Source organism: Microbacterium sp. ZOR0019, from assembly GCF_000800925.1.
Lineage (GTDB): Bacteria > Actinomycetota > Actinomycetes > Actinomycetales > Microbacteriaceae > Microbacterium > Microbacterium aurugineum.
In genome coordinates this window covers 17,024-28,745 of sequence record NZ_JRKC01000036.1, presented here as the reverse complement: position 1 = coordinate 28,745, position 11,722 = coordinate 17,024, and the positions used below count along the sequence as shown (strand labels likewise).

The following is an 11,722-nucleotide window of genomic DNA, read 5'->3' as shown; positions in this document are numbered from 1 at the left end:
GTGGTCGGGGGAGCGGTGGTCGGGGGTGCGGTGGGCGTGGTCATGATCGTGGGTCCTTTGCGTTGCGGGGATGCCGAGAGAAGGTCGACGCCCCCTCCTGTCGTCGACGCCCCCTCCGGCTCGCGTGGGAGGGCGGGGGTCTCGACGGGGAGAGGGGGCCTCGACGGAGGCGGCATCGGCTGACGGATCAGTGGAACTGTGCGGCCTCGGTGGAGCCGGCCAGGGCGAGGGTCGCGCTTTCGGGGTTGAGCGCGGTGGAGATGACGTCGAAGTATCCGGTGCCCGCCTCGCGCTGGTGCTTGGTGGCGGTGTAGCCGTGGGCTTCGGCGGCGAACTCGGCTTCCTGCAGCTCCACGTAGGCGCTCATGGCGCGATCGGCGTAGCCGCGGGCGAGGTCGAACATCGAGTGGTTCAGGGCGTGGAAGCCGGCCAGGGTGATGAACTGGAACTTGTAGCCCAGGTCTGCCAACTCCTGCTGGAACGTCGCGATCTCGGCGTCCGACAGGTGCTTCTTCCAGTTGAAGCTCGGCGAGCAGTTGTAGGCCAGGAGCTTACCGGGGAACTGTGCGTGGATGGCCGCGGCGAAGTCCCGGGCGAGCTGGATGTCGGGCTCGCCCGTCTCGACCCACAGCAGATCGGCGTAGGGGGCGAAGGCGAGACCGCGGCTGATGACCGACTCCAGGCCGGGGCGGATCCGGTAGAACCCCTCGGTGGTGCGCTCGCCGGTGGTGAACTCCTGGTCGCGCTCGTCGACGTCGCTGGTGAGCAGGTCGGCGGCGAGGGCGTCCGTGCGGGCGATGATCACGGTCGGGACTCCTGCCACGTCGGCCGCGAGGCGAGCGGCGTTCAGGGTGCGGATGTGCTGCTGGGTGGGCACGAGCACCTTGCCGCCGAGGTGGCCGCACTTCTTCTCGCTGGCCAGCTGGTCCTCCCAGTGGATGCCGGCGGCACCGGACTGGATGAGCGACTGTGCGAGCTCGTACGCGTTGAGGGGTCCGCCGAAGCCGGCCTCCGCGTCGGCGACGATCGGGGCGAGCCAGTCCTGGGTGGTCTCGCCCTCCGCGTGCTCGAGCTGGTCCTGACGCAGGAGCGCGTTGTTGATGCGGCGCACGACGGCCGGCACCGAGTTCGCGGGGTAGAGCGACTGGTCGGGGTAGGTCTGTCCGGCCAGGTTGCCGTCGGCGGCGACCTGCCATCCGGAGAGGTAGATGGCCTTGAGGCCGGCGCGCACCTGCTGCACGGCCTGGCCGCCCGTGTAGGCGCCGAGCGCCCGGACGTAGTCCTCGGTGTGCAGGAGGTTCCAGAGGTTGTCGGCGCCTCGATGGGCGAGCGTGGCCTCTTCGCGGACCGCCCCCCGGATGCGGATGACGTCCTCCGCCGAGTACGTGCGCTCGACGCCGTCCCAGCGGGGATCGGTGTCCCAGATCTCCTGGAGTTCGGCGGCCGTCTGAACCTGGTCGCCGGCTCGCAGACCGGCGGGGCGGGGCGTCGGGGTGTGGGCGGTGTTCGTCATGGTGTCTCCTCGGTGGATCCGGCTGCGGCGCCGGTGTGGCGTGGTTCCACTGTGCGTGAAGTTCAGGCATCTGAACGACCGATTCCACGCAGAAGTTTCGTCATTCTTCTGCTTCTGTGACAGAATCGCCTCCACTCGCTCCGACCATCGGCGGTAGAAGTGCAAAAACGCGCCGGAAGTGCCTCGTGGAGGGGCGTTTCTGATCCCGCACGAGGCGAGCACGAGGCGAGCAAAAGAGGAGTGGGATGGATACCGCAGAAGAGACCGACGCCCTCACGATCGGTCGACGCATCCGACAGTTGCGCACCGCGCGCGGGATGACGCTCGACGACCTCGCCTCGGCGGTCGATCGCGCCCCCAGTCAGATGTCGATGATCGAGACCGGCAAGCGAGAGCCGAAGCTCACGCAGCTGCAGACGATCGCCCGCGCGCTCGGCGTCACCATCGACGCGCTGCTGGAGGGGGAGCCGCTCGACGAACGCAGCGCGGTCGAGATCGCGCTGGAGCGGGCGATGAAGGGACAGACGTTCCAGGCCCTCGGCATCGAGCCGTTCCGGATCGCGAAGAGCGTGCCGACCGACGCGTTGAAGGCGCTGCTGGCGCTGCACGGCGAGATCGACCGGCTCAAGGACGAGCGGGCCGCCACTCCGGAGGAGGCCCGGCGGGCGAACGTGGAGCTGCGGCACCTCATGCGTCGTCAGGACAACCACTTCGCCGACCTCGAGGCGAAGGCCGCGGAGATCCTCACGGCCGTCGGGCACCCCGGTGGCCCCCTCACCCAGCGCACCGCCTCCGAGATCGCGGCGTACCTCGGGTTCACGCTGCACTACGCGCCCGACCTGCCGCAGACCACCCGCAGCGTCGCGGACCTCGCGAACGGACGGCTGTACCTGTCCAGCAGCGTGCCGGCCAAGGGGGATGCCCGCACCGCGGTGCTGCAGGCGCTGTCGAGCCGCATCCTCGGGCACTCCGAGCCGCGCAGCTACGCCGAGTTCCTGCGGCAGCGCGTCGAGACCAACTACCTCACCGGTGCGCTCCTCATCCCCGAGGGGCACGTGGTCCCGGCGCTGAAAGACGCCAAGCAGCGGCGGGCGATCTCGATCGAGGATCTGCGCGACGCGTACTCGGTGTCGTACGAGACGGCGGCGCATCGCTTCACGAACCTCGCGACGCGGCATCTCGACATCCCGGTGCACTTCCTCAAGGTGCACGAGTCGGGCACGATCACGAAGGCGTACGAGAACGACGACGTGAACTTCCCCACCGACCGTCTCGGGGCGATCGAGGGACAGATGTGCTGCCGCAAGTGGACGTCGCGAGTGGTGTTCGACGAGGACGACCGCTTCAACCCGTACTACCAGTACACCGATACCGGCAACGGGACCTACTGGTGCACCGCGCGGGTCGAGGCGTCGAGCGAGGGACTGCACTCGGTCAGCGTGGGCGTGCGCTTCGATGACACGCGGTGGTTCGTGGGGCGCGACACCTCGCACCGCGGCGTCTCGAAGCACTCCGTCGAGGTCTGCTGTCGACGGGCACCTGCCGAGTTGGAGGAGCGCTGGCGCGAGAACTCCTGGCCCAATGTGAAGACTCCGCGCACCCTGCTGGCGACCCTGCCGACCGGGTCGTTCCCCGGCGTCGACACGACCGACGTGTACGAGTTCCTGGAGGCCCACGCCCCTCGCTGAGTCCCTGCCACCCTTTCGCGGTTCGTCAAAAGTTAGTTCGATCTTGCTTAGTCAATCTTGACTATGTTACTTTCATCGAGCCATCAACGACGAACGGCCGAGAAGGGACCCTCATGGCTACTTCCTCTGCGGAAACCCGATTCCGCATCACTGCCACCCTGACGTGCGTTCTCGCCGCCACGCTGATGCTCGGAGCATGCTCCGCGCAGACGCCAGGCGGCGATACCGCCCCCACGAGTGCGAGCGACACCGACGCCTGCAAGCGGAATCAGGATGCCGGCACCATCACCTACATCTCCGGTTACGGCTACTCCGCCAGCGCCGGGCAGCTCGATGTGTTCCTCGCCGAGGAGCTGGGCTACTTCGACGATCTCTGCCTGGACGTGGAGATCAACGCCTCCGGTGCGAACGGGCAGCAGCTCGTGGCATCCGGCCAGGCGCAGTTCACCGCTCTCGGCTCCGCATCCGATGTGATGCTGGCGGCGGCGAACAGCAAGAACCTGACGGCGGTCGCGACCTACGGCACCACCCCGCCGTTCTCGATCTTCGGCAACGAGAAGCTCGAGAGCCTCACCGACCTCGAGGGCGGATCGCTCGGGTACTTCATCAACCTGACCCCGATCGCCTCGGCCATGCTCGACGAGGCCGGCGTCGACGTCTCGAAGGTCGAGATGGTCAAGATGACCAACTACGACCCGACCGTCGTCGTGCGTGAGCAGGTCGACGCGATCGTCGGCTACGCCTCGAATCAGCCGCAGTCGCTCAAGGCGCAGGGCCTGCCGTTCAGCGAGTTCCTCCCCTCCGACCTCGGTGTCGAGGGCACGTACAACGTGATGGAGGTCAACTCCCGCTTCCTCGACGAGCACCGTGAGGTCGCCGCCGACTTCATGCGGGCGAGCCTCAAGGCGCTGCAGTACTGCCTGGACGAGTCGGACGCCTGCATCGACACGCTCGCGAAGCTGGCCGAGGACAACAACCAGGGTGCCGCGTTCCCCCGCGACCAGCTGGCCCGTACCTGGGAGGTGGAGTCCGCATGGGTGCGTGAGAGCGCCGGCGGCAATCCCGGCGTGCAGAACGAGTCCATGTGGGAGCCCGAGTACGCCCTCGTGAAGAAGTACGGCGGCGTCAAGGACCTGCCCGCGATCGCCGACATGATGGACGCCGACCTGGTCGCCGACCTCTACGACGGCGACACTCTGACATGGCCGGCGAAGTGATGTCGGTCGCACAGGACACGGGCGTCGAGGTCAGGAACGTCTCGAAGTCGTTCGGCGTCGACGGTGCCGAGGTCACTGTGCTCGACGACGTGAACCTCACGATCGGCATGGGCGAGTTCGTGTCGGTGATCGGCCCGAGCGGCTGCGGCAAGTCCACGCTGCTCAAGGTCGTCGCCGGTCTCCTCGAGGCCGATTCCGGCACGGTCACGATCGACGGTGAGAGCGTCGCGGCGGCATCGCGGGACAAGAAGATCGGCCTCGTGCCGCAGTCGCCCGCGCTGCTGCCGTGGAAGACCGTGCGCGAGAACGTCGAGCTCCCCGTACGCATCAACGCCAAGGCGAACGCCGGAAGGGCTCTGCGCGACCCGGCGGAGCTGCTGTCGACGTTCGGTCTCGGCCAGGCGATGACGAAGTACCCCGGGCAGCTGTCCGGCGGCATGCAGCAGCGTGCCGCGATCGCCAGGGCCTTCGTGTTCGACCCCGCCATCATGTTGATGGACGAGCCGTTCTCGGCCCTCGATGAGATGAACCGGGACCTGCAGCGCATCGCCCTGCTGGAGTTCTGGCAGTCCAACCGGAAGGCCGTCATGTTCGTCACGCACTCCGTGCCGGAGGCGATCATGCTCTCCGACCGCATCGTGGTGATGGCCGCCCACCCCGGGCGCATCGCCCAGGTGATCGACGTCGACCTCCCGCGGCCGCGCACCGAGGAGGCCTATGCGACGGACGAGTTCCGCGAGCTGGAGGCAGTCGTGCGCGGTGCGCTGCGCGCGCAGACGGAGAAGGCCCATGTCTGAGCTGACGATGAGAGACACCACCGCGACCCTCGCGACCGCCCGCCTGAAGGCCCAGCCGCGCCGGGGCGTCCCGCCGTGGCTGCGCTGGGGGTCGTGGGGTCCCACCCTGATCACCTTCGTGATCGCCGCACTGCTGTGGCAGATCGTGGCCTGGACCAACCCGTATGTGCTTCCGACACTCGAGGCGATCGGCGGGAGTCTCGTCGACGATGCCGGCATGTACTGGTCGAACTTCCTCGTCACCCTGCTCGAGGTCGTGGTCGGTGCCGCCGCAGGCATCCTCGCCGGCTTCCTGCTGGCGGTGGTGATGGCGGAGTTCCAGATCATCGAACGGGCCGTGATGCCGCTCGTGATCATCGTGATGGTGACGCCGATCGTGGCGATCGCCCCGGCGCTGGTCGTGGCCTTCGGCTTCGGGATGGTCCCGAAGTTCATCGTGACCGGGCTTGTGGTCTTCTTCCCGATGCTGGTGAACTCGCTCGCCGGTCTGCGTGATGTCGACCAGAAGGCGCTCGACGTCTTCAAGACGCTGCACGCCTCTCGGTGGGAGATCTTCCGTGAGCTCCGCTTCCCCGGCAGCATGCCCTACGTGTTCGCGGGGCTCCGCATCGCCCTGCCGCTCGCGGTCGTCGGCGCGGCGGTCGCCGAGTTCGTCGCGGCGGGTCAGCAGGCCGGCCTCGGTTCGCTCGTGACCACCTCGGCCGCGCAGGCGAACCTGCCCGTCACCTGGGCCAGCATCGCCCTGCTGTGTCTGCTCGGTGTGCTGCTGATCATCGTCCTCGCCCTGGTGCGCAAGCGCGTGCTCTGGTGGAGCGACGGCGAGGTCACCGCCAAGGGCTGACGCCGCACCCCCATCCCGGGACGGGAGCCCCCGACCCGTCCCGGGGTTCCTCCGGCGTGCCCGGAACCACCCCAGAACGATCAGAACCACCCACAAGGAAGGCACCCGCACATGACCGATCAGAACACCGTCAAGCCGCTGCGTCTCGGCCTCTTCGAGAACGCCCAGGCGAACGACTCCGGCACGGCGACCTGGCGACACCCCGACAACGGGCGCTACCTGTTCGACAAGCTCGAGTACTGGCGCGACACCGCGCGCATGGTCGAGGACGCGGGGTTCGACTTCCTCTTCCTCGCGGATGCCTGGGGCTGGGCCGACGTCGCCGGCGAGCGTCCCGACATCTGCTCGGTGGAGGGGCTGGACCTGCCGCGCCTCGACCCCGCGATCATCCTCGCCGCCCTCATCCCGGAGACCACGCGACTGGGACTCGTCGCCACGGGGTCGACGTTGCTGGAGCCGCCCTATGCCTTCGCGCGCCGCATGGCGACGCTCGACATCCTCTCCGGCGGACGCATCGGCTGGAACGTCGTCACCACGGGCACCGCCGACACCGCGGTGCAGGGCTTCGGTGTGCCGATGGTCGGCCACGACGAGCGCTACCTCATGGCCGACGACTTCATGCAGGTCGTGTACAAGCTGTGGGAGCAGGCCTGGGAGGAGGGCGCGCTGGAGCGCGACAAGTCCGGCCGCTTCGCCGATCCGTCCAAGGTGCACCGCATCGCGCACGACGGCCCCTACTTCCGCTCGCACGGCTACGGCAACACCTCGCGCTCGCCGCAGGGCACCCCGGTGCTGTTCCAGGCCGGTGCGTCACCCGCAGGCCGCGAGTTCGGAGGCAAGCACGGGGAGGCGATCTTCGTCGGCAGCGGCTCGGTCGAGCAGCTCCGTGCCCACTCCGCCGCGATCCGTGAGGAGGCGGTGAAGAACGGCCGCGCGGCCGACGAGGTGAAGATCATGTCGGCGTTCGCCGCGATCGTCGGCAGCACGGAGGAGGAGGCGCAGCGCAAGTACGCCGAGGTCGCCGATGCGCAGAACCCCGACGTCACGGTCGCCTCGTACGCCTGGTTCACCGGGCTCGACCTCTCGGCCTACGCGCCGAGCACCCCGATGTCGGAGCTGAGCACCGAGCTGTCGCAGACGCAGGTGGCCCGCTTCGCCGACAAGACCGTGGGCGACGTGCTCGGCGACTGGCACGCGCACGGCGTCGGCGCCCGCCCGATCGTGGGCACCCCCGAGCAGGTGGCGGACCGGATGATCGAGCTCGCCGACGGCGCCGACCTCGACGGCTTCCTGTTCGCCCCCGTCATCCCGCCGGCCTCGACCGTCGACTTCATCGAGCACGTGCTGCCGATCCTCAAGGAGCGCGGTGCGGTCGTCGAACCCTCGTCGGAGCCGCAGTCGCTGCGTGAGCGTCTGATCGGCACGCCCACTCCTGCGCTCGCCGACTCGCACACGGGCTCGCAGTACCGGCGGACGATGTCGCGTGTCTGACACCCGCACCGGTGTCGCCGTGGTGGGGAGCGCGAACCTCGACCTCGTCGTCGAGGTCTCGCGCCCCCCGCTCGTCGGCGAGACCCTGCTCGGTCGGGCCGGCGGACGCTTCTCCGGAGGGAAGGGCTTGAATCAGGCCGTCTCCGCCGCGCGCAGCGGCTCTCGCACCCGCTTCTGCGCGGTCGTCGGGCAGGATGAGGCCGCTGACGTGCTCGAGCGGACGCTGTCGGACGCCGGCGTGACGACTGTCCTGCGCCGCAGCGCCGTCGCTCCCACCGGGGTTGCCCATGTGCTGGCCTTCGCCGACGGAGACAACAGCATCATCGTGGCTGCCGGTGCGAACGCCGAGCTCGACGCGGACGATGCGATCGCCGGGATCGAGGGCGCAGCGGTCGTGCTCGCCCAGCTGGAGGTGCCGGCCGCGAGCGTGTCCGCCGCGCTGCATGCGGGACGGATCGCCGGTGCGCTGACGATCCTCAACGCCGCGCCCGCCCACCCCGCCGCGGTCGAGATGCTCCCCGATGTCGATGTGCTGGTGGTGAACGAGACGGAGTGCGCCGAGCTCGGCGGTATCGACCGGCTGCATGCGGCGGGTGCACGGACCATCGTGCTCACCCTGGGCGCCGGGGGAGTGCTCCTCCACCGCGCGGGGCGTGACCGCCTGCACACCGAGGCCTTCCGGATCGACCCGGTCGACACGACCGGGGCCGGCGACGCGTTCTGCGGGGCCCTCGCCGCGGCCCTCGCCCGCGGCGACGGGATCGAGGAAGCCCTGATCGGCGCCTCCGCGGCCGGAGCCATCGTGGCCCAGCACCGCGGGGCGACCACCGCGGCCTTGTCCGCCGAGTCGATCGCGACGCTCGTCGCCTCGCGCTGAGTCGCTACTCCGTGCGGGCGGCGTCGTCGTCCGTGCTCACCGTCTCGCCGGCGAAGGTGTATTCGCCGCCGCGGAGGCGCTCCAGCAGGTCGAGCAGCCACTGCTTCTCGGCAGTGAGGCGGGCGGTGGAGAGGTCGAAGATCTCGCGCACGTACTTCGGTGTCGTCTCGGAGCGCAGTGTGTCCTGCACATCGAAGCCGTTCTGGGTGATGATCGCGTCGCTCTTGATGAGGCGATGTTCGAGGCCGGCGATGACCTCCTGCCGGCTCAGCACGAACATGAACGAGGCGACGGTCATGATGGCCTGGGTGTCGAAGGCGGCGACGTTCCAGAGGTTCTCCCGCAGCATCCGCTGGAGCTCGACCTCGCCGGACGGTGTGATGCGATAGGTCGTGCGCGCGGGGCGCTTCCCCTCGGCCTCGGTGCCGCTCTCGGCGATGTAGCCGTCGACCTCGAGGGCGCGCAGGGCGTTGTAGATGGATCCGGGCTGGATGTGCGCCCACTCGTCGACATGCCACGTCATGAGCTCTCGGCGGAGGAAGTACCCGTGTACGGGCTGGAACTGCTTCACGGCGCCGAGGACGACGAGGCGGGTGGTCGACATGCCCCTCATGCTAACGGCTGGGGTCCAAGATTCCGGTTGTTTGCATGATCAAACTTGCCTATTATCGGAACTAGTCAAAGTTGACTAACGAAAGGAAGCCGAAATGACGTCTGCCGTGACCGAAGCCCTCCCGCGCGACCTCGCCCTCCGCCGGGCGTTCTCGGTATACCCGACCGGCGTCGTCGCCCTCGCAGCGCACATCGACGATCGGGCTGTGGGGATGGCGGTCAACTCCTTCACCTCGATCTCGCTCGAACCGGCACTCGTCGCCATCAGCGCGGCGCGCACCTCGAAGACCTGGCCGGTGCTGCGCGAGGTCCCCGAACTCGGCATGAGTGTGCTGGCCGCGCACCACGAGCCGCTCAGTCGTTCGCTGTCGGCGCGTGAGGGAGACCGGTTCGGCGGTCACGAGTGGCAGCGCACCGACGGTGGGGCCGTGCTCATCTCGGATGCCGCGCTCTGGCTCACCTGCCGCCTGCACAGCACATTCGACGGCGGGGATCACGAGATCGCGCTGTACGAGATCACCGATCTCACGCTGTTCGACGACGTCGAGCCCCTCGTCTTCCACCAGAGCCGCTATCGCGCCATCGCCGCCCCCGAGAGCGCGTGAGCGCTCAGCCGCTCGGGGCGATCGCCGGCCTCGTCGTCCCCGGTGACGGTCGGGGACGGGAGCTCGGCTTCCCGACGGCGAACCTGGAGCTTGCGGACGGCAGCCTCCCCGACGACGGCATCTACGCGGCATGGGTCCGGATCGATGGAGCCGTGCATCCCTGGGCGGCGAGCGTCAGCGTCGGAGCGAACCCGACCTTCGACGGCGACCGTGAGCGGCGGGTCGAGGTGCATCTGCACGACGCGGACATCGACCTGTACGGCCGACGAATGGAGGTGACCCTGATCGCGTTGCTGCGTCCGACGCTCCGGTTCGACCGTGTCGACGACCTGATCGCCCAGACCGCGGAGGATGTGGTCCGCTGCCGATCCGTGTTGGGCGCGCCGCCGATCGGTCCTGGCTGATCGTTCCGGTCGCACTCTCTCTCGGAAAAGCGCCGGATTGGCGGCACGAACTGCGACCGGAACGACTTGCCAGGGCTCAGTCGCGAGCAGTCTGCAGGATCGTCCAGAGCTCCGCGCGCGCGGGGAAGGTCGACAGATCGATGTCGAGCAGCGCACCCGCATGAGCGATGCGGGAGCGCAGCGTGTGCCGATGCACCCCGAGTGCGATCGCGGCGGATTCGGCCTTGGCGTCGTGCTCCAACCAGGTGCGCAGCGAGCGCTCGAGCTCGGCGCCGGTGCGGGCATCGTGTTCGCGGATCGGTGCGAGGCGTGATTCCGCGACCAGGCGTGCCTCATCCGTCGCGAGTGCGGTGAGGATGCGGGAACCGACGGTGTCGGCATAGCGTGCGACCCCGTGGGTGCCCTGTTGCCGCAGTGCGGTGAGTGCCTGAGCGTGCGCCCGGGAGAAGGAGCCGTACCCCTCGGGCTCGGAGACGCCGATGCGGATGCCGAAGCGCGCGGCCGCCTCATCGAGCAGGGACTCATCGCCGACGGAGAGGCACATCGTCACGCCGTCCTCGGATTCGGCCAAGAAGACGGCGGTGCCGTGCTCGACCCGGCTCCGCTCCCACCAGTCCGCGAGCGGGCCGGCCGGGGCATCGGCGGCGACGGCCACGACCACCGGAGCGGGCGGCATGCTTCCCAGCACTCTTCTGGCCAAGCCCGGGTCGTCGGCGAGGAGCGAGCCGAGGAGCTGTGCATGCAGGCGTCGGCGGCTCCGTGCCAGCTGTTCGCTCTGCTCCATCGCGAGTCCGGCCATCGCGATCACCGATGTCACGACCGACCGTGCTTCCGGGTCCAGCGCGTCGATGGCGAGGGCGATCACCCCGCGCAGATGCCCGCCGCGACCGACGGTGAACAGCATGAACGTGTGCTCGCCGAGGACCAGCGACTGCCCGGCTTCGAGTCCGCGGGTGAGGATCTCCATCACCCGCTCGCCCAGGGCGTCGCGCACCTCGGTGTCGAGGCGGTCCCGGGGGTGGGAGGCGACGACCGTTCCCGCGGCGTCGAACATCCCCGCCCAGACCTCGAGCCGTCGTCCGAGTTCCGCGATCGTCGCATCGAGTCCGCTCGGGCGCAGGGCTGCGAGGGCGAGGGCGCGCTGTGTGTCCAGCGCCCAGGATCGGCGGGCATAGGCCTGCGCGGCGATCGCCTCGGAGTGGGCGCGGGCGACCGCGATGAACGGTGTGCGGTACGGCACGGTGAACAGGGGCATGCCGTGCGTGGCGCAGGCGGTGACCAGCTCGTCCGGAACGCCCGAGCGGTGCACCTCGGTGCCGAAACCGAGTCCGAGGACACCCCGATCGGCGAGGCGACCGACGTAGGTGTCGATGCCGACGGCCTCGTCGAACTGTGTGCCGGTGGTCAGCAGGGCGAGGTCTTCCGAGAGGAACGGTGTCGGATCGGCCAGGTCCGAGCTGTGCACCCAGCGCAGGGGACGGTCGAGAGCCCCGTCCGCCAGCTCGGTCTCGCGGGGGACGAGTGCGAGTCCGAGATCGCGGCGACGCAGCAGGGCGCGCAGTGTCGGCTGCTCGGTCGTGGGCACGGCACGTCCTCCCGTATGTACAACGTGGCGAATTCTTCTTTCAGATTGTACGCGTCGGCGAGTGCGGGGGTCTTCGGCACCGCCGTACGCTC

The 11,722-nt window shown here is 69.0% G+C and carries 12 protein-coding genes; 9 read left to right on the top strand and 3 right to left on the bottom strand.

Annotated features, from left to right (window positions below):
- A partial coding sequence (locus L978_RS19135; RefSeq protein ID WP_231555030.1) for a hypothetical protein occupies window positions 1-183 on the top strand: 183 nt, incomplete at its 5' end.
- Between the two features lie 4 nt (window positions 184-187).
- Here L978_RS19135 and aceA read toward each other — a convergent pair.
- Window positions 188-1,513, bottom strand: coding sequence for an isocitrate lyase (gene aceA, locus L978_RS08635; protein ID WP_047522381.1), 1,326 nt, complete (start codon window positions 1,511-1,513; stop codon window positions 188-190).
- A 245-nt stretch (window positions 1,514-1,758) separates the two neighbouring features.
- On the opposite strand from aceA, the gene L978_RS08630 reads away from it, so the two are divergent.
- From L978_RS08630 to L978_RS08605, 6 genes are all read left to right on the top strand, one after another.
- Complete coding sequence (locus tag L978_RS08630) at window positions 1,759-3,201, top strand: helix-turn-helix transcriptional regulator (RefSeq protein ID WP_047522379.1); 1,443 nt, start codon at window positions 1,759-1,761, stop codon at window positions 3,199-3,201.
- A 113-nt stretch (window positions 3,202-3,314) separates the two neighbouring features.
- Entirely contained in the window at window positions 3,315-4,418 is a 1,104-nt protein-coding gene (locus L978_RS08625; protein ID WP_047522377.1) for an ABC transporter substrate-binding protein, read from the top strand.
- A complete protein-coding gene (locus tag L978_RS08620; protein WP_156118262.1) occupies window positions 4,403-5,215 on the top strand; it encodes an ABC transporter ATP-binding protein in 813 nt (270 codons plus the stop codon). Before L978_RS08625 ends, L978_RS08620 begins: the two co-directional genes overlap by 16 nt.
- Entirely contained in the window at window positions 5,208-6,056 is an 849-nt protein-coding gene (locus L978_RS08615; protein ID WP_047522375.1) for an ABC transporter permease, read from the top strand. Before L978_RS08620 ends, L978_RS08615 begins: the two co-directional genes overlap by 8 nt.
- Window positions 6,057-6,167: 111 nt before the next feature.
- Window positions 6,168-7,547, top strand: a complete 1,380-nt coding sequence (locus L978_RS08610; protein ID WP_047522373.1) for an NtaA/DmoA family FMN-dependent monooxygenase — start codon at window positions 6,168-6,170, stop codon at window positions 7,545-7,547.
- A complete protein-coding gene (locus tag L978_RS08605) occupies window positions 7,540-8,424 on the top strand; it encodes a ribokinase (protein WP_047522370.1) in 885 nt (294 codons plus the stop codon). Before L978_RS08610 ends, L978_RS08605 begins: the two co-directional genes overlap by 8 nt.
- 4 nt (window positions 8,425-8,428) lie before the next feature.
- Here the strand turns inward: L978_RS08605 and L978_RS08600 are convergent, their stop codons facing one another.
- Entirely contained in the window at window positions 8,429-9,028 is a 600-nt protein-coding gene (locus L978_RS08600) for a PadR family transcriptional regulator (RefSeq protein ID WP_047522369.1), read from the bottom strand.
- Window positions 9,029-9,131: 103 nt separating this feature from the next.
- On the opposite strand from L978_RS08600, the gene L978_RS08595 reads away from it, so the two are divergent.
- Together L978_RS08595 and L978_RS08590 are read left to right on the top strand one after the other, a co-directional pair.
- Window positions 9,132-9,641 (top strand): flavin reductase family protein, encoded by a 510-nt coding sequence (locus tag L978_RS08595; RefSeq protein WP_047522367.1) that lies wholly within the window; start codon window positions 9,132-9,134, stop codon window positions 9,639-9,641.
- Window positions 9,638-10,045, top strand: coding sequence for a riboflavin kinase (locus tag L978_RS08590; protein ID WP_047522365.1), 408 nt, complete (start codon window positions 9,638-9,640; stop codon window positions 10,043-10,045). Before L978_RS08595 ends, L978_RS08590 begins: the two co-directional genes overlap by 4 nt.
- Before the next feature lie 76 nt (window positions 10,046-10,121).
- On the opposite strand, the gene L978_RS08585 is transcribed toward L978_RS08590, so the two are convergent.
- Window positions 10,122-11,630 (bottom strand): PucR family transcriptional regulator, encoded by a 1,509-nt coding sequence (locus L978_RS08585; protein WP_047522385.1) that lies wholly within the window; start codon window positions 11,628-11,630, stop codon window positions 10,122-10,124.
- Window positions 11,631-11,722 lie beyond the last annotated feature (92 nt).

What these genes read in the sequence shown, in the direction of transcription:
- aceA (WP_047522381.1), bottom strand. Translation starts at nt 1,513, where the DNA reads ATGACGAACACCGCCCACACCCCGACGCCCCGCCCCGCCGGTCTGCGA.
- L978_RS08630 (WP_047522379.1), top strand. Translation starts at nt 1,759, where the DNA reads ATGGATACCGCAGAAGAGACCGACGCCCTCACGATCGGTCGACGCATC.
- L978_RS08625 (WP_047522377.1), top strand. Translation starts at nt 3,315, where the DNA reads ATGGCTACTTCCTCTGCGGAAACCCGATTCCGCATCACTGCCACCCTG.
- L978_RS08620 (WP_156118262.1), top strand. Translation starts at nt 4,403, where the DNA reads ATGGCCGGCGAAGTGATGTCGGTCGCACAGGACACGGGCGTCGAGGTC.
- L978_RS08615 (WP_047522375.1), top strand. Translation starts at nt 5,208, where the DNA reads ATGTCTGAGCTGACGATGAGAGACACCACCGCGACCCTCGCGACCGCC.
- L978_RS08610 (WP_047522373.1), top strand. Translation starts at nt 6,168, where the DNA reads ATGACCGATCAGAACACCGTCAAGCCGCTGCGTCTCGGCCTCTTCGAG.
- L978_RS08600 (WP_047522369.1), bottom strand. Translation starts at nt 9,028, where the DNA reads ATGTCGACCACCCGCCTCGTCGTCCTCGGCGCCGTGAAGCAGTTCCAG.
- L978_RS08595 (WP_047522367.1), top strand. Translation starts at nt 9,132, where the DNA reads ATGACGTCTGCCGTGACCGAAGCCCTCCCGCGCGACCTCGCCCTCCGC.